This window comes from Cellulomonas humilata (genome assembly GCF_013359775.1).
Taxonomy (GTDB): Bacteria; Actinomycetota; Actinomycetes; order Actinomycetales; family Cellulomonadaceae; genus Cellulomonas; species Cellulomonas humilata.
The window spans coordinates 342,572-358,184 of the sequence record NZ_JABMCI010000070.1; the positions used below are offsets into that span (position 1 = coordinate 342,572).

Genomic DNA, 15,613 nt, shown 5'->3' on the forward strand with positions numbered 1-15,613 from the left:
GCGGTGGCATGCTGAGGCCCGTGACCCGCGTCCCCCTCCGCCAGGCACTGTCCGACCTGCCGCCGTACGTCCCGGGGGCGCGCGTCCCCGTCGGTGCGGCCGCGTACAAGCTGTCGTCCAACGAGAACCCGTACCCGCCGCTGCCCTCGGTGATCCTGGCCATCTCCGACGCGGCCGAGGACGTCAACCGGTACCCGGACATGTACGCCACGGAGCTGACCGGGGCCATCGCGGCGTCGCTGCGGGTGGCCCCGGAGAACATCGTTGCGGGCTGCGGCTCGGTCGCGGTGCTGGGCCACGTGCTCACCGCGGTGTGCGAGCCCGGCGACGAGGTCGTGGTCCCGTGGCGCTCCTTCGAGGCGTACCCGATCGCCATCACGCTGGCAGGCGGTGTCGGGGTGCACGTGCCGGTGCGCGACGACGGCCGGCTGGACCTGGAGGCGATGGCGGCGGCGATCACCCCGCGCACCAAGGCGGTGCTGGTCTGCACGCCCAACAACCCGACCGGCCCCGCGGTGCACGCCGACGAGCTGGCCACGTTCCTGGCCGCCGTCCGCAAGGACGTGCTGGTGGTGCTGGACGAGGCCTACGTCGAGTTCGTCCGCGACGCCGACGCCCCCGACGGCCTGGCCGTGTTCGCCGACCACCCCAACGTGGTGCTGCTCCGCACGTTCTCCAAGGCGTTCGGGCTGGCCGGTCTGCGGGTGGGCTACGCGGTGGCGCGTCCGCGGCTGGCGGCGGGGATCCGCGCGGCGTCGACGCCGTTCGGGGTGTCCCACGTCGGCCAGCTGGCCGCACTGGCGTCGCTGCGCGCGACGGCCGAGCTGATGACCCGGGTGGACGCGATCGTGGTCGAACGTTCGCGCCTGCTCGCCGGGCTGCGGAAGCAGGGGTGGACCGTGCCGGACAGCCAGGCGAACTTCGTGTGGCTGCCGCTCGCCGACCAGTCGTCGGCGTTCGCGGAGCGATCCGGCCGCGCCGGCGTGCTCGTCCGGCCGTTCCAGGGCGACGGCGTCCGGGTGAGCGTCGGGGAGCCCGAGGCCACCGACCTGCTGCTCGAGATCACCTCGGAGTGGCTGGCTCGCTGAGCGTGCTAGCCGATCCGTGGTGGGTGTAGACAGTCCACAAGGCCGTGCGCCGAGGCTTGTCGGGGTCCTTCGCGCGCTACCTACGGTGCCGTAGCCTACGCTGACGTAGGTTTCGAGACTGATCCCGGCGCGGCCCCCGCCGCAGCACCCGCGAAGGAGAACCGCGTGGTCCCGAACGGCCCGCTGACCGACGACGGCCTCGTGCAGCTGCTGACCCCCGCAGGTCACCGCACGGCTCACCCCGACTACGACCCCCGCGTCGCGCACCTCGACGCCGACGCCCTGCGCGGGCTGTACCGCGACATGGTGCTGGTGCGCCGGTTCGACAACGAGTCGACGTCCCTCCAGCGCCAGGGCGAGCTGGCCCTGTACGCCCAGTGCCTCGGCCAGGAGGCCGCGCAGGTGGGCTCCGGCCGCGCGCTCCTGCCGCAGGACCAGGTGTTCCCCAGCTACCGCGAGCACGGGGTCGCCCACACGCGCGGCGTCGACCTGGCGGAGGTGCTGCGGCTGTTCCGCGGCATCGACCACGGCGGCTGGGACCCGACGGCGTACGGGTTCCACCTGTACACGCTGGTCATCGGCTCGCACACGCTGCACGCCACCGGCTACGCGATGGGCCTCCAGCGCGACGGGGCGGTCGGCACGGGCGACCCGGCGCGGGATGCGGCCGTCGTCACGTACTTCGGTGACGGCTCCACCTCGCAGGGCGACGTGAACGAGGCGCTCGTCTTCGCCGCGGTGAACAACGCCCCGGTCGTCTTCTTCTGCCAGAACAACCAGTGGGCCATCTCGGAGCCCACGAGCCGGCAGTCCCGCGTTCCGCTGGCCGACCGCGGTCCCGGCTTCGGCATCCCGAGCGTCCGGGTGGACGGCAACGACGTGATCGCCACGTACGCGGTCACGGCGGAGGCCCTCGAGCGGGCGCGGTCCGGTGGCGGGCCGACGTTCATCGAGGCGTTCACCTACCGGATGGGCGCGCACACCACCTCCGACGACCCGAGCAAGTACCGCTCGGCCGCCGAGGAGGAGTACTGGCGTCAGCGCGACCCCATCGACCGGCTCCGGCTGCACCTCGAGGACCGCGGCGAGCTGCCGCAGGACTACGTCGACGGGCTGGCCGCCGAGGGCGACGCGCTCGGCGAGCGCATCCGGACCGCGGTGCGGGGGATGGGTCGCCCGTCGGCCGCCTCGATGTTCGAGCACGTGTACGCGACGCCGCACGCGGTCGTCGAGTCCGAGCGCCAGTGGTTCGAGGCCTACGAAGCCTCGTTCCTGGAGGGCGAGGGGAGCCACCGATGACTACGATCACGTTCGCCAAGGCGATCAACCTCGGGCTGCGCAAGGCGCTCGAGCAGAGCCCCAAGGTGCTCCTCATGGGCGAGGACATCGGGGCGCTGGGCGGGGTGTTCCGCGTGACCGACGGCCTCCAGAAGGACTTCGGCCAGGACCGCGTCGTCGACACGCCGCTCGCGGAGTCGGGCATCGTCGGGACCGCGATCGGCCTGGCCCTGCGCGGGTACCGGCCGGTGTGCGAGATCCAGTTCGACGGGTTCATCTTCCCGGCGTTCGACCAGATCACGACGCAGCTGGCCAAGATGCACTACCGGTCGAAGGGCCGGCTGACCCTGCCCGTCGTCATCCGCGTGCCCTACGGCGGCGGCATCGGCGCGGTCGAGCACCACAGCGAGTCGCCCGAGGCGCTGTTCGCGCACACGGCAGGCCTGCGCGTGGTCAGCCCGTCCAGCCCGGCCGAGGCGTTCGCGATGATCCAGCAGGCGATCGCGTCGCCGGACCCGGTGCTGTTCTTCGAGCCCAAGGGTCGCTACTGGGAGAAGGGCGACGTCGACCTCGACGGCGCGGTGGACGCCCCGCACCCCGCGCTCGACACGGCCAAGGTGCTGCGCGAGGGGACCGACCTCACGCTCGTCGCCTACGGCCCGACCGTGCAGACCGCGCTGAAGGCCGCCGAGACGGCCGCCGCCGAGGGCACGAGCGTCGAGGTCGTCGACCTGCGGACCCTGTCCCCGCTGGACACCGCGACGGTCGCAGCCTCCGTCAAGCGGACCGGCCGCTGCGTCGTCGTGCACGAGGCGCCCGTGCTCTACGGCACCGGCGCCGAGGTGGCCGCGCGCATCACCGAGGAGTGCTTCTACCACCTGGAGGCCCCCGTGCTGCGGGTCGGCGGGTTCCACACCCCCTACCCGGTGGCCAAGATCGAGCACGACTACCTGCCCGGGCTCGATCGCGTCCTCGATGCGGTCGACCGCTCGCTGGCCTTCTGAGGAGACACCCCGTGCCGACGTACCAGCAGTTCCCGCTCCCCGACGCGGGCGAGGGCCTGACCGAGGCCGAGATCGTCGCGTGGCACGTGGCGGTCGGCGACACGGTCGAGGTCAACCAGACGATCGTCGAGATCGAGACCGCCAAGTCGCTGGTCGACCTGCCGAGCCCCTGGGCCGGCGTCGTCACCCGCCTGATGGTCGAGCCGGGGCAGACGGTGGACGTCGGGACGCCGATCATCGAGGTCGACACGGACCCGACCGGCGCGGCGCCCGTCGACGAGACACCCGCACCGGTGGCGGCCGCGCCGAAGGGTGGCGCGATCGAGCACGGGCACCGAGGCGGCGGCAACCGGCACGCGGGCGTCGAGCCGGGCGGGTCCGACGAGATCGAGGCGGCACGTCCGGCGCGCGCCCCCGAGAAGGAGCCCGAGCCCGCCCGCGAGGCCGTGCTCGTCGGCTACGGGTTGGCCGAGACCAGCACGACCCGGCGGGACCGGACCCCCGACGGGACCCCGGCGGCGGCCACGCCCTCGCAGCGCGAGGCCACCCGGCACGCGCTGGCCAAGCCGCCCGTCCGCAAGCTCGCGCGCGAGCTCGGGGTGGACCTGGACTCGGTCTCGCCGACCGGCCCCGGCGGCATCGTCACCCGCGAGGACGTGCTCGGCCGTGCGGCCCAGGCCGAGGCGCGGACGCTGGCCACCTACCCCGGCGACGACGCGCCCTGGCTCGCCAGCGGCACGGTCTCCTCCGACGGCCGCCAGACGCGCGTCCCGGTGAAGTCGGTGCGCAAGCGGACCGCCGAGGCCATGGTGACCAGCGCGTTCACCGCCCCGCACGTCACGGTCTTCCACACCATCGACGTCACCAAGACCATGAAGCTGGTCGAGCGCCTGCGGGCCGACCGGGAGTTCGCCGACGTCCGCGTCACGCCCCTGCTGATCGCCGCCAAGGCGCTCATGCTCGCCGTGCGCCGGCACCCGGACGTGAACGCCAGCTGGGACGACGCGTCGCAGGAAATCGTCTACAAGCACTACATCAACCTCGGCATCGCGGCGTCGACCCCCCGCGGCCTGGTGGTCCCGAACATCAAGGACGCGCACCGCCTGGGGCTCAAGGAGCTGGCGACCGCCCTGGCGGAGCTCACCGCAACCGCCCGGTCGGGGAAGGCGACGCCCGCCGACATGTCCGACGGCACCATCACGATCACCAACGTCGGGGTGTTCGGCATCGACACGGGCACGCCGATCCTCAACCCGGGTGAGGCCGCGATCCTCGCGTTCGGCGCCATCCGCGAGCAGCCGTGGGTGCACAAGGGCAAGATCAAGATCCGCCACGTCACGCAGCTGGCCCTGAGCGTCGACCACCGGCTGGTGGACGGGGCGCTCGGGTCGCAGGTGCTGGCCGACGTGGCCCGCGTGCTGCACGACCCGTCCCACGGGCTCGTGTGGGGCTGAGCCTCGCCTGCCGTGTGACACTCGCGGGATGACCCGCACCCTCACCGCGCACGACGACCTCGAGCTGCACCGGGTCGGCTACGAGCGCGGCGACGTGCTGGTGCGCACCCCGCTGGGCCCGGTCGCGCACCGCTACCGGGTGGACACGACCAGCCCGCTGGTGGTCGACGGGCTGGTCCGCCTCGACGAGGTCGGGGACGACGGAGTGCGGTTCCTCGACACCAACCTGGTCCCGCTGACCGTCCGGGACCTGCGGCGGTTCCGGATCCTGGTGAAGGTGGCTGGTGCCGTCCGGTCGCCTTCGACACCGACCGGCACGTCATCCCCGGCGGGATCCCCGGACCTAGCCGACCTGCGCGACGACGCCCTCGACAACGGCCTGGTCGACGGCGCGGACTTCACGGTCGGCGGTCCGCCGGGCGACGAGTGCATCACGTTCGTGGACGGGCCCGACGGATTCGTCGTGGGCTACCGGGACGCCGGCGCCGAGAGCACCCTGTTCGCGTCGCGGTCGTTCGCGCAGGCGCGGGCGGTGTTCCTCGACGAGGCGTGCTGGCTCGGCGCCGAGCGGGGCCGCGGACCGTACGTCGGCCGCGACCAGGCCGTCGGCACCGAGGGCTGGACGTCTGCGCAGGTGGTGGCCGCCTACGAGCGCCGGCTGCTCGACGGCGCGTAGCCCGGACTGCACACCTGGGCGTCGAGCCGCGTTCTAGGGGGGTAAGCCCATCCGCACGCAGCTCCCGGAGGACGCCATGAACCCCAGCACCACCCGCACCCGACGCTTCGTCGCCGTCGGAGCCGTCGCCGTCGGCCTCTGCGTCGCCGGCACCGGCGTCGCCACGGCGGCCGCCCCCACCTCGGCCCTGTCGCGGTCGGTCACCGAGATCCTGCAGTCGGCGGGCGTCGACTGGTCGACGATGCCCGACGGGTACACGCCGGAGCAGTACCAGGCCTTCTGGGGTGCGGGGTACACGCCCGAGAACGTCGAGGAGCTGGGTGCGCTCTGGAACCTGGACACGACGGAGACCAAGGCGCGGGCCGGCCAGCTGCTGCTCGACGGGCAGCCCGTGCCGGTGGCGCCGGGCGGCGGCGAGTCGACCCCGACGGTCGAGATCACCGGCGCCCAGCTCGACGCGCTCTTCGGCGCCGGGTACACGGGGGAGGACGTCGAGGCGCTCGCCGAGCTCTGGCACAGCGAGTTCGGCGAGACCAAGGCGCGCGCGGGCCAGATGATCCTCGACGGGCAGACTCCTCCCGTGGCCCCGAGCGGTACCCCCGCCACCTCCTGACCTGACGACCTTCGCGAGGGGAGACGACGTGGACGTGCTGTCGCTGCGGACCGGCTTCGAGATCGAGCTGCTGGCGCCCGCCGGTTCCGACCGGCAGGTGCTGGCCGACGAGCTCGCGGCGCGCTGCGACGGCCGGGTGCGGCGGTCCTTCCACACCGACTCCGAGCCGTCGGTGGTGCCCGGCGTGGGCGTCTTCCGGCACCTGTCGCCGGCGTTCGACGTGGTCGACGCCGACGGTCGTCCGGTGGCGCGGCTCGTCGACGACATCACCCTCGAGGCCGATCTGCTCCCGGTGCCCGGACGCTCCGGGCACCGGGGCTGGTACCGGGTGCTGTGCGACGACGCCCGGCTGCTGCGCCTGGTCGAGCGGCACGCGGACCCGGACGCACCCCTGACGACGGTGCTGGACCGGGTGGCCGAGCTGTTCGGGGTGCGGGCGGAGGTCGTCGGCTCGGCGGTGCGCGTCGACGACACCCGCGGCGCCACCGTCGCCGTGGCGATGCCGCTGCCGGCGGGTCGGGAGCGACCCTGCGAGATCATCACGCCGCCGCTGTCCGCCGACCACGCCGTCGCGCTGGAGCGGCTGCTCGCCCCGGCTCGCGAGCTCGGCTTCACCGTTCCGCAGGAGGCCGCGGTGCACCTGCACGTGGACGGGGCACCGTTCCGCCGGCCGGAGTCGTTCGCCAACCTGGTACGGCTGTTCGGCCACCGGCGCGAGGAGCTGTGGGCCGCCCTGGGCACCAACCCCGCCTGCCGACGGCTCGCGCCGCTGCCCGACGCGTTGCTCGAGCTCGTCGAGCAGCCGGGGTTCACCGTCGCCGCAGCGCGCTCGATCGGCCTCACCAAGTACGCCGACGTGAACCTCACCCAGCTCGTCACCGACCGCCCCCTGCGCGACACCGTCGAGGTGCGGATCCTGCCCGGCGACCTCGACGGACCCGCGATCGTCAGGCGCGCCGCGTTGGTGGAGGCCCTGCTCGCCCGGTGCCTCGACCCGCGCCCCCTGCCCCGGGGCGCGCCGCTGGACGACCTGGCCGGAGTCCGACGATGAGCGTCGACAGCGCCGCGATCCCCGTGGTGGAGCCCGCGCTCGACGACCTCGTGCGCGTCCACCTGGCCGGGCTGCTGCGGTACGCCACCGTGCTGACCGGCGACGGCCACACGGCTGCCGACCTCGTGCAGGAGGTCCTGCTGCGTGCGCACGTGCGCTGGACCCGGATCGCCCTGCTGGAGCGGCCCGACCTGTACCTGCGCCGGATGGTCACCAACGAGCACCTGTCCTGGCGCCGGCGCTGGCACGTGCGGACCATCCGCCCGGCCACGGACGAGGTCCTGGCCGCCCACTCCGACGCGCACGGCGACCACGCCGACGACGTCGTGCACCAGGACGCGATGTGGAGACGCCTCGAGGCCCTGCCTCCGCGTCAGCGCGCGGTGCTGGTGCTCCGGTACTACGAGGGCCTCAGCGACATGGAGATCTCCCAGGTCCTGGGCACGTCCCCGGCCACGGTCCGCTCCCACGCCTCGCGGGCGCTGGCGACCTTGCGTGACACCGACAGCTCGACCCGAACGGAGAAGCGATGAGCGAGCACCCGCACGACGACGAGCTGATCGCCCGGATCACCCGTGCGCTGCACTCTCGCGACGCCGAGCAGCCCGACCCTGCTCTCGTCGCGGCCCGGCTCCGGGCCGAGCTCGCCCACCCGCCGGAGGCCACGGTGACCACCCTGCGGCGACGCGGCGGGAAGCTGGTCGCGGCCGGCGTCGTCACGTCCGCGCTGGCCGTCGCCGGGGCGGGTGCGGCCGCAGCGGCCAACCCGTACTCCGACGCCGCCCGCAGGTTCGAGGTCGTCGTGCAGTCGGTGGGGATCGACTGGTCGGCGATGCCGGCGGGCTACACCCGGGAGCAGTACGAGGCCTTCTGGGCTGCCGGGTACACCCCCGAGGACGTCACCGCGCTCGAGGAGCTGTGGCACACCGACACCACCGAGACGAAGGCGCGCGCCGGGCAGCTGCTCCTGGACGGCGACACGCCCCCCGTGGCACCCGGCCGGGTCGCGCTGCCCGGGCAGGCCGAGGCGGACGCGTTCTGGTCCGCCGGCTACACGATCGAGGACGTCGAGACGCTCAGTGCGCTGTGGCAGACCGACCCGTTCGAGACGAAGGCGCGCGCGGGCCGGCTCATCCTCGACGGACAGCAGCTCCCGCTGGACTGACCGCACCCCGGCGTTCCACGACGAGCGCCGCGCCGCCGAGCACGATCGCGCCGATCTCCGAGATGGCCGACAGCCACACCGGCAGACCCACCCAGCGCTCGTGCACCCCGAAGAACCCGCTCGGCGTCGTCGAGATGACGAACGCCGTCAGCGTGGCGACGCCGAACCCCACCGCGCCGAGCAGCGGGATCCAGTGCCGCCAGACGATCACCAGGACGGCGATCACCAGGCCGCCGACGCCGTTGAGCAGGAACGCCGGGCCGACGACGTCGACGGACTTCATCCCGTCCTGCCACAGGTAGAGGTGGACGACCGCCGACACCGCGACGCAGACCGCTGTGAGCACCCGCAGGACCATGGCTCAGGCCTTTCCCGCGAGGACCGCGCCGTCGCTCACGTGCACGTCGAACGCGGGCAGGGGCTTGTCCGCCGGTCCGGAGACGTTGGCACCGGTCAGGTCGAAGACCGACCCGTGGCAGGGGCACGCCAGCTCCTCGCCGTCGACCGCGACCGTGCAGCCCTGGTGCGTGCAGACGGCCGACAGGCCGACCACCGTGCCGGCCTCCGGCTGCACCAGGAAGATCGGCTTGCCGTCGGCGTCCGTCGCGGAGATCGCCCCGCCCACCGGGATGTCGGAGACCTGCGCCAGGGCACCCCCCGCCGCCGCGGACGACTCACCCGCCGATCCGTCGGACGAGCCTTCCGACGGGGTGTCCGTCCCGCCGCCGCAGGCAGCCAGGACACCCGCCGCGGCGACGCCCATCGTCACGAGGCCTGCCCGGACGAGCACCTCCCGACGTTCCAGACACCCGTCACACGTGTGCGAGTCGAGCGGTGCTGCTGCGGGAAGCTCCTTCGTCGACCGGGACATCTCCACCTCCGTGTCGGGACGTGCTCGGGACCATCACCCAGTGTCACGGTGCCGGGGCCGTCCAGGTTCACCGATCAGCAGACCAGTTCACTCGGTCCGGTGGGAACCCTGCGCGTGCGCGCGGTCGACGGCGGCCTCGTCGGCGACGATCCCCGCGACCCCGCCGACAGCGGTCGCGGCGGCGGCGGGCTGCGGCTGCGCGGCGGCCGCGGCGTCGTCGTCGAACCTCCCCTGGATGCCGGACACGTTCCGCAGCGGGAGCTCGGGGAGCAGGACCGTGAGGATCACGCCGAACGCCATGATGATCGCGGCGAGCAGCAGGACGGTGTCCACCGACTGCGCGAACCCGTCGAGGAACGGCTGCGCGAGGCGCGGGTCGAGGTTGTTGATGAACGACGAGTCGTCCAGCGACGGCACTCCACCACCGCCCTGCACCATCGCCAGGACCGGGGCGTTCGCCGGGTCGGCGACGACCGCGGGGTCCGCGAGGGCGGCCTGGAACTCGGGCGTCGCCGACGCGGTCCGGAACGCCGACGCGATGTTGCCGCCGACCGTGGAGAAGAGGACGGAGAGGAACACGGCGGTGCCCAGCGTCCCGCCCATCTGCCGGAAGAAGAGGGACGACGAGGTGGCGACGCCCATGTCCCGCACGGGCACCGCGTTCTGCACGGCGAGCACGAGCGGCTGCATGGTGAGCCCCAGCCCCAGCCCGAACACGATCGACACCGCGAACACGTAGGGCAGGCCGGTCCCGGCCTCGAGGCGCGAGAACAGCAGGGCGCCGATGCCCATGAGGATCGTGCCGATCACCGGGAAGATCTTGTAGCGCCCGGTGCGGGAGGTCATCTGACCCGCGACGATCGAGCCGGTCATGATGCCGAGCGTGAACGGGATGAGCGTCAGGCCGGCCTCGGTGGGCGACTGGCCCTTGACGATCTGGAGGTAGAGCGGGAGCGTCGCCAGGCCGCCGAACATGCCCAGACCGATGACGGTGTTGGCGCCCGCGCCGACCGAGAAGGTGCGGTTGCGGAACAGGTAGAGCGGCAGGATCGCGTCCGCCTTGGCGTACCGCTCGGCCAGGATGAACGCGACCACCCCGACCACCCCGATCACGTAGCAGGCGATCGAGCGGGTGGAGTCCCAGCCCCAGATGCGGCCCTGCTCGGCCACCACCAGCAGCGGGACCAGGGCGACCACCAGCGCCAGCGCGCCCGGGTAGTCGATCCGGTGGTCGACGCGCTTCAGCGGCGGCAGGTGCAGCACGCGCGAGATGACGAGGATCGCGACGATCCCGATGGGCACGTTGATCAGGAAGACCCAGCGCCAGCCCTCCACCCCGAGGATCGTGTCGGCGCCCGCGAAGAACCCGCCGACCACCGGCCCGAGCACCGACGACGTCCCGAACACGGCGAGGAAGTACGCCTGGTAGCGGGCGCGCTCCCGGGGGGCGACGAGGTCGCCGAGGATCGTGATGGCCAGCGCCATGAGCCCGCCGGCGCCGAGGCCCTGCACGCCGCGGTACACGGCCAGCTGGTACATCGAGTCCGCCGTGCCGGACAGCAGCGAGCCGACGACGAAGATCGAGATCGAGATCATGTACAGCGGCTTGCGGCCGTAGATGTCGGAGAGCTTGCCGTACAGCGGGGTCGAGATCGTGGCGGTCAGCAGGTACGCCGTGGTGACCCACGCCTGGAGGGACAGTCCGTGCAGGTCGTCGCCGATGGTCCGGATGGAGGTGGCGACGATGGTCTGGTCGAGCGCGGCCAGGAACATGCCGAGCATCAGCCCGCCGAGGATCGTGAGGATCTCGCGGTGGGTCGGCGGCGTGAAGGTGGCCGGTGCGGCGTCGGCCGGGGCGGTGCTCTGCTGCGACATCGGACCTTCTCGCGGATTGATTGCGCAGGACAACCATCCTGCGACGTGTCGCAACAACCGGCCACCCGGGATGTGTTCCCCGTGCGGATAATCGCTTCGCACCTGCGGACGCGCGGTGCGCCGGCCGCTACCGTGTCGGGATGCCTGCGCCCGCGACCGGACCGTTGCGCCTCGTGCGCGCCGGGGTGGTCGCCGCCGTCACCGTCGCGCTGGCGTCGCTGGCGCACGTGCTGGCGGGCGGGGCGCTGCCGCCGACGGTCGTGCTGGTCACCCTGACCGCCGTCACCCTCGCGGCCGCCGTCGTGCTCACCGCGCGACGCGTCGGCACGGTCGGGGCGCTCGCGCTCCTCGGCGTGGGCCAGCTCGCCATCCACTCGTCGTTCAGCCTGTTCACCACGATGGCCTGCGTACCGGGTCCGGACGGCCAGGCCGCGCTGTTCGGGCACGTGCACCACGCGGGCATGGCGATGGAGCCGCTGGCAGCCTGCTCGGCTGTCGAGCAGACGCTCGCGCCGCCGCTGCTGGGCGCCTCGGCCGTGCTCGTCCTGCACGTCGCCGCGGCCGTCGTCGCTGCGCTCGTCCTCGCCGGCGCCGACCGCGCACTGTGGGGGATCGCCGCCTGGCTGGCGCCGCTGGTCGGCTCGGAGGCGGCCGCCGTCGTCGTCCCGCGGCCGACGCTGCCGACGCCCGTCGACGTCCCCTGGTCCGGGTACGCGTGGTGGCGCGACGCGGTGCCCCTGCGCGGTCCACCCGCCTGGCAGTCGCCCGTGGTCCCTCCGCGCTGATCGGTCGTCGAGGGAGCCGCCCGCCCGCGTCCGCCCTCACCCCTCGTCCCGATCCCAAGGATCCGTCATGCCCTCGCTCCGCCCTGTCCGCACCGCCACCCTCGCCGGGCTCCTCGGCGTCGCCCTCGCGCTCGCCGCGGTGGTCCTCGCCGCCCCCGCCGCGCAGGCGCACACCGTGCTCCAGAGCACCGACCCCGCCGCCGGCTCGACCGTCCCCGTGGTGCCGGAGATCATCACGATGACCTTCAGCGAGCCGGTGCTGGCCGTGGGGACGACGATCATGGTGCACGCGTTCGACGAGCGCATGGTGAACATCGGACCGCCGGTGCTCGTCGACAACACCGTCTCCCAGGCCGTCACCGGCGAGCTCCCGGCCGGCGAGTACACGGTCCTGTACCGGGTCACGGCGGCGGACGGGCACCCCGTCGAGGACCAGTTCCGGTTCACGGCCGCGGGGGCCACGTCGTACGGGGTCGCGACGCCTGCGCCGACCATGACGGCGTCGCCGACACCGACACCGACGCCCAGCACCTCGGCCGAGGTGACGCCGGCACCGTCGGCCTCGCCCACCTCCCTGGCCGCCACCGAGCTGGCGGGTCGCGTCTCCGGGCCCGTGCTCGTCGGCGTCGTCGCCGTGCTCGTCGTGGTCGGCGGCGTGGTCGCGTTGCTGCTGGTGCGCAGGCGGCCCGCACCCACGGCGACCGGGTCGTCGGAGGGCCCGACGCCGTGACCGACGGCATGTTCGACGGGCGCGCAGAGCGACCTACGCTGGTGAGATGACTGCGCCGGTGACGAGCGCCGGCCGCGCGGGCGCCGGCAGGCCCGGGGTCGACGAACGTCGGCCGCCGAGCCCGTGGCGCGTCCTCGCCCTGGTGGTCGCGGCCGTCGTCGCCGCGCTGCTGGGCGTCGCGTTCTCCGGAGCCGCCCTCCCCGCGCTGCTGCGCGACCCGGGCTCCGCGGTCCGCTGGGGTCTGCCCGCCACCGAGGCGCTCACCGAGCTCGCCGGGACGGTGACGCTCGGCGCACTCGTGCTCGCCGTGTGCGTGCTGCCCCGCCGGGCGGCCGTGGCGTCGACGCGCACCGCCCGGGCGGGAGTCGGCACCGCGGACGGGCGGGCGTACCCGCGCAGCACGGTCCTGGCCGGGTTCGCCGCCGGCGTGTGGACGCTCCTGTCGATCGCGCACCTCATCCTCACGTACGCCGGCGTCGCCGGCCGGAGCCTGGACTCCGCGACGTTCGGCGCCGAGCTCGGCGTGTTCGTCACGCAGATCGACCTCGGGCGCACCCTCCTGCTCGTCACCACGGTCGCCGCCGTGGTCACCGCCCTCGCGCTCGTCGTCGCCACACCCACCGGCGCGGCCTGGACCGCGGCGCTCGTGCTGGTCGCGCTCTGGCAGCAGGCTCAGCTCGGGCACGCCGCGGGAGCCTCGGGGCACGACATCGCGACGTCGTCGATGGTGGTGCACCTGGTCGGCGCGGCGATCTGGATCGGGGCCCTCACCGCGCTGGCGCTGCTGGTCCGGCGCGTCGGCACCGACCTGCCCGCGTCGGTCGCGCGGTACTCGGCCATCGCCGGCTGGTGCTTCGCGGCCGTGGCCGTGTCGGGGCTGGTCAACGGGCTGCTGCGCACCAGCGGCTGGTCGGACCTGACCAGCTCGTACGGTCTGCTCCTGCTCACCAAGGTCGCCCTGTTCGGCGTGCTCGGGCTGCTCGGTCTCGCGCACCGGCGGTCCGTCCTGCCGCGACTCGCGGCGCGCACCAGCGACTGGCTGTTCTGGCGCCTCGTGCTCGTCGAGCTCACCGTCATGGGGGCGGTCTCCGGGGTCGCGGTCGCGCTCGGGGAGACCGCGCCGCCGGTGTCGGAGGAGCCGCCGCTCGACCAGTCCCCGGCCTACCAGCTGACCGGTCACCCCCTACCGCCGGTTCCCACCGGCCTCCGCTGGCTCACCGAGTGGCGCTGGGACCTCGTGCTCGCGTCCGCGGCGGTGGCCGGCCTGATCGTCTACTGGCGCTGGGTGCTCCGGCTCCGTCGGCGCGGCGACACCTGGTCCTGGCTGCGCGCCGCGTCGTGGACCGTCGGCATGGTCCTGTTCTTCTGGGCCACCAACGGCGGACCCGCGCTCTACGGGCACGTCCTGTTCAGCGCGCACATGGTCCAGCACATGGTGCTCGCGATGGTCGTTCCCCTGTTCCTGGCCCTCTCCGCCCCCATCACCCTGGCCTTGCGCGCCCTGCCCGTGCGGTCGACGCAGCTGCGCGACGACGCCTCCCGCGGCCCCCGCGAGTGGATCCTCACGATCGTCGACAGCCGCGTCGGGCACTTCCTGGCGCACCCCGTCGTCGCCGCCGTGAACTTCATCGGGTCGATGCTGCTCTTCTACTACTCCGGCCTGTTCGAGTGGTCGCTGCGCAGCCCCGTCGGGCACCTGGCGATGGTCGTGCACTTCACCGCGGCCGGGTACCTGTTCGTCAACGCGCTCGTCGGGATCGACCCCGGTCCGCGCCGGCTGGCCTACCCGCAGCGCCTCCTGCTCCTGTTCGCGACGATGGTGTTCCACGCGTTCTTCGGAGTCACCCTCGTCACCGGGGACGTGCTGCTGGTCGCCGACTGGTTCGGCCTCATGGGCCGCCCCTGGGGCGCGTCCGCGATCGCCGACCAGCAGGCCGGCGGGGCGATCACCTGGGGCATCGGGGAGATCCCGACCCTGGCCCTGGCGATCGGGGTCGCGATCGCCTGGTCGCGCGACGACGACCGCACCGCCCGCCGACGCGACCGGCAGGTGGACCGCGACGGCGACGTGGAGATGGACGAGTACAACGCGATGCTGGCGCAGCTGGCCGACCGCGACGCGCACCCGGAGCTGCCCCCGAGGCCCTGAGCTGCCTCGGTTCAGCGCGGTCCTGCGCGGCCCCGCCCGGCCCTGCACGCGTCTGCTCGGCGTCTGCTCGGTCAGCCGCATCCGGGCTGGTCGGGGTTCTGGTTGCAGTCCTCGGCGACCAGGTGCGAGCGCCGTTCGACGATCTCGAACGGTGCCGTGGTGCTCGTCGTCTCGGCGGTTCCGACGACCTCGCGCCACGTGCCGTCGCCGTCGACCCGGTAGCGGCCGGACCACGTGGTGGTCAGGCTGATCGCGGTGGTGCCCGGTTGGTCGTAGACGTGGAAGACATCGAAGCCCGGGTATGGGTGGCCGGGGCTGTCCGTGGTGAGGTGCGTGGACTCGTCGCGGAAGTCCCACGTGTACTGGGTTGGCGTGGCGATGACGTCGATGCCGTAGCCGAACAGGTCCGTGCGGAACGTCTGCTCGGCGGGGTCGGTCAGGACGATGGTCTCCTTGTTCACCAGCACCCACCCACGGTCCGGCTGCATCTGGATGACCTGCGGGACGATCGGCAGACGGCGGAAGTCCTCCGCGGTGAGGGTGGGCAGCAGGTCGTCAGGGCACGACCAACCGGCAATCATGCGCCAGGGTTGCCACGGGTCGGTGGGCAGCGCACGGTCGCGGCGCCAGAGGGGTTGCACGGGTGGATCGCCGTCGCAGTTGGGGACGACCGACCCGTCGGCGGGGGCGCACACGCCGCCGATGTCGGACTCCAGGGTGCCGGAGGTGACATTGCACAGGGCGGCGCGGCGCAGCTGGTAGAGCTCGATGCGCGGCGAGACGGCGGCACGGACGTAGGCGCGCAATGCCTGCTCACCTTCGAATGCGGTCACGCTGACGGCATCGCCACCGGCCGTTCCGTCATAGCTCCTGG

General features: G+C 73.3%; 16 protein-coding genes. 12 read left to right on the forward strand and 4 right to left on the reverse strand.

Going from position 1 to position 15,613, the window contains the following annotated elements; all coding sequences use genetic code 11:
• Positions 1-20: 20 nt before the first annotated feature.
• From hisC to HP550_RS18735, 9 genes are all read left to right on the forward strand, one after another.
• Entirely contained in the window at positions 21-1,088 is a 1,068-nt protein-coding gene (hisC, locus tag HP550_RS18695) for a histidinol-phosphate transaminase (protein WP_343048259.1), read from the forward strand.
• Between the two features lie 165 nt (positions 1,089-1,253).
• The gene (gene pdhA / locus HP550_RS18700) at positions 1,254-2,387 is read left to right on the forward strand and encodes a pyruvate dehydrogenase (acetyl-transferring) E1 component subunit alpha (RefSeq protein WP_175349178.1); all 1,134 of its coding nucleotides are present in this window, start codon (positions 1,254-1,256) and stop codon (positions 2,385-2,387) included.
• Positions 2,384-3,370 (forward strand): alpha-ketoacid dehydrogenase subunit beta, encoded by a 987-nt coding sequence (locus HP550_RS18705; protein ID WP_175349179.1) that lies wholly within the window; start codon positions 2,384-2,386, stop codon positions 3,368-3,370. Before pdhA ends, HP550_RS18705 begins: the two co-directional genes overlap by 4 nt.
• 11 nt (positions 3,371-3,381) lie before the next feature.
• Positions 3,382-4,824, forward strand: a complete 1,443-nt coding sequence (locus HP550_RS18710; protein WP_175349180.1) for a 2-oxo acid dehydrogenase subunit E2 — start codon at positions 3,382-3,384, stop codon at positions 4,822-4,824.
• A gap of 28 nt (positions 4,825-4,852) precedes the next feature.
• Complete coding sequence (locus tag HP550_RS18715; protein WP_175349181.1) at positions 4,853-5,500, forward strand: hypothetical protein; 648 nt, start codon at positions 4,853-4,855, stop codon at positions 5,498-5,500.
• A 76-nt stretch (positions 5,501-5,576) separates the two neighbouring features.
• Positions 5,577-6,113 (forward strand): hypothetical protein, encoded by a 537-nt coding sequence (locus HP550_RS18720; protein WP_175349182.1) that lies wholly within the window; start codon positions 5,577-5,579, stop codon positions 6,111-6,113.
• Between the two features lie 28 nt (positions 6,114-6,141).
• Complete coding sequence (locus tag HP550_RS18725; RefSeq protein WP_175349183.1) at positions 6,142-7,164, forward strand: amidoligase family protein; 1,023 nt, start codon at positions 6,142-6,144, stop codon at positions 7,162-7,164.
• Positions 7,161-7,697: an RNA polymerase sigma factor gene (locus tag HP550_RS18730; protein ID WP_175349184.1), complete on the forward strand. Its 537-nt coding sequence runs from the start codon at positions 7,161-7,163 to the stop codon at positions 7,695-7,697. Before HP550_RS18725 ends, HP550_RS18730 begins: the two co-directional genes overlap by 4 nt.
• Positions 7,694-8,329: a hypothetical protein gene (locus HP550_RS18735; protein ID WP_175349185.1), complete on the forward strand. Its 636-nt coding sequence runs from the start codon at positions 7,694-7,696 to the stop codon at positions 8,327-8,329. Before HP550_RS18730 ends, HP550_RS18735 begins: the two co-directional genes overlap by 4 nt.
• On the opposite strand, the gene HP550_RS18740 is transcribed toward HP550_RS18735, so the two are convergent.
• The 3 genes from HP550_RS18740 to HP550_RS18750 form a co-directional block, all read right to left on the reverse strand.
• Entirely contained in the window at positions 8,295-8,687 is a 393-nt protein-coding gene (locus tag HP550_RS18740) for a hypothetical protein (RefSeq protein WP_175349186.1), read from the reverse strand. The genes HP550_RS18735 and HP550_RS18740 overlap by 35 nt on opposite strands.
• Before the next feature lie 3 nt (positions 8,688-8,690).
• On the reverse strand, positions 8,691-9,119 hold the full coding sequence (locus tag HP550_RS18745; RefSeq protein ID WP_343048260.1) for a QcrA and Rieske domain-containing protein: 429 nt from the start codon (positions 9,117-9,119) through the stop codon (positions 8,691-8,693).
• Positions 9,120-9,287: 168 nt separating this feature from the next.
• The gene (locus HP550_RS18750) at positions 9,288-11,075 is read right to left on the reverse strand and encodes an MDR family MFS transporter (protein WP_175349188.1); all 1,788 of its coding nucleotides are present in this window, start codon (positions 11,073-11,075) and stop codon (positions 9,288-9,290) included.
• 140 nt (positions 11,076-11,215) lie between these two features.
• On the opposite strand from HP550_RS18750, the gene HP550_RS18755 reads away from it, so the two are divergent.
• The 3 genes from HP550_RS18755 (at position 11,216) to HP550_RS18765 (ending at position 14,739) form a co-directional block, all read left to right on the forward strand.
• Positions 11,216-11,860, forward strand: coding sequence for a hypothetical protein (locus HP550_RS18755; protein ID WP_175349189.1), 645 nt, complete (start codon positions 11,216-11,218; stop codon positions 11,858-11,860).
• Positions 11,861-11,927: 67 nt separating this feature from the next.
• Positions 11,928-12,590, forward strand: a complete 663-nt coding sequence (locus tag HP550_RS18760) for a copper resistance CopC family protein (RefSeq protein ID WP_175349190.1) — start codon at positions 11,928-11,930, stop codon at positions 12,588-12,590.
• Between the two features lie 46 nt (positions 12,591-12,636).
• A complete protein-coding gene (locus HP550_RS18765) occupies positions 12,637-14,739 on the forward strand; it encodes a bifunctional copper resistance protein CopD/cytochrome c oxidase assembly protein (protein ID WP_175349191.1) in 2,103 nt (700 codons plus the stop codon).
• A gap of 71 nt (positions 14,740-14,810) precedes the next feature.
• Here the strand turns inward: HP550_RS18765 and HP550_RS18770 are convergent, their stop codons facing one another.
• Positions 14,811-15,572: a hypothetical protein gene (locus tag HP550_RS18770; RefSeq protein ID WP_343048261.1), complete on the reverse strand. Its 762-nt coding sequence runs from the start codon at positions 15,570-15,572 to the stop codon at positions 14,811-14,813.
• Between the last annotated feature and the right edge of the window lie 41 nt (positions 15,573-15,613).

Coding starts and splice junctions, on each gene's coding strand:
- HP550_RS18705 (WP_175349179.1), top strand. CDS start 2,384: ATGACTACGATCACGTTCGCCAAGGCGATCAACCTCGGGCTGCGCAAG.
- HP550_RS18715 (WP_175349181.1), top strand. CDS start 4,853: ATGACCCGCACCCTCACCGCGCACGACGACCTCGAGCTGCACCGGGTC.
- HP550_RS18720 (WP_175349182.1), top strand. CDS start 5,577: ATGAACCCCAGCACCACCCGCACCCGACGCTTCGTCGCCGTCGGAGCC.
- HP550_RS18730 (WP_175349184.1), top strand. CDS start 7,161: ATGAGCGTCGACAGCGCCGCGATCCCCGTGGTGGAGCCCGCGCTCGAC.
- HP550_RS18735 (WP_175349185.1), top strand. CDS start 7,694: ATGAGCGAGCACCCGCACGACGACGAGCTGATCGCCCGGATCACCCGT.
- HP550_RS18740 (WP_175349186.1), bottom strand. CDS start 8,687: ATGGTCCTGCGGGTGCTCACAGCGGTCTGCGTCGCGGTGTCGGCGGTC.
- HP550_RS18750 (WP_175349188.1), bottom strand. CDS start 11,075: ATGTCGCAGCAGAGCACCGCCCCGGCCGACGCCGCACCGGCCACCTTC.
- HP550_RS18755 (WP_175349189.1), top strand. CDS start 11,216: ATGCCTGCGCCCGCGACCGGACCGTTGCGCCTCGTGCGCGCCGGGGTG.
- HP550_RS18760 (WP_175349190.1), top strand. CDS start 11,928: ATGCCCTCGCTCCGCCCTGTCCGCACCGCCACCCTCGCCGGGCTCCTC.
- HP550_RS18765 (WP_175349191.1), top strand. CDS start 12,637: ATGACTGCGCCGGTGACGAGCGCCGGCCGCGCGGGCGCCGGCAGGCCC.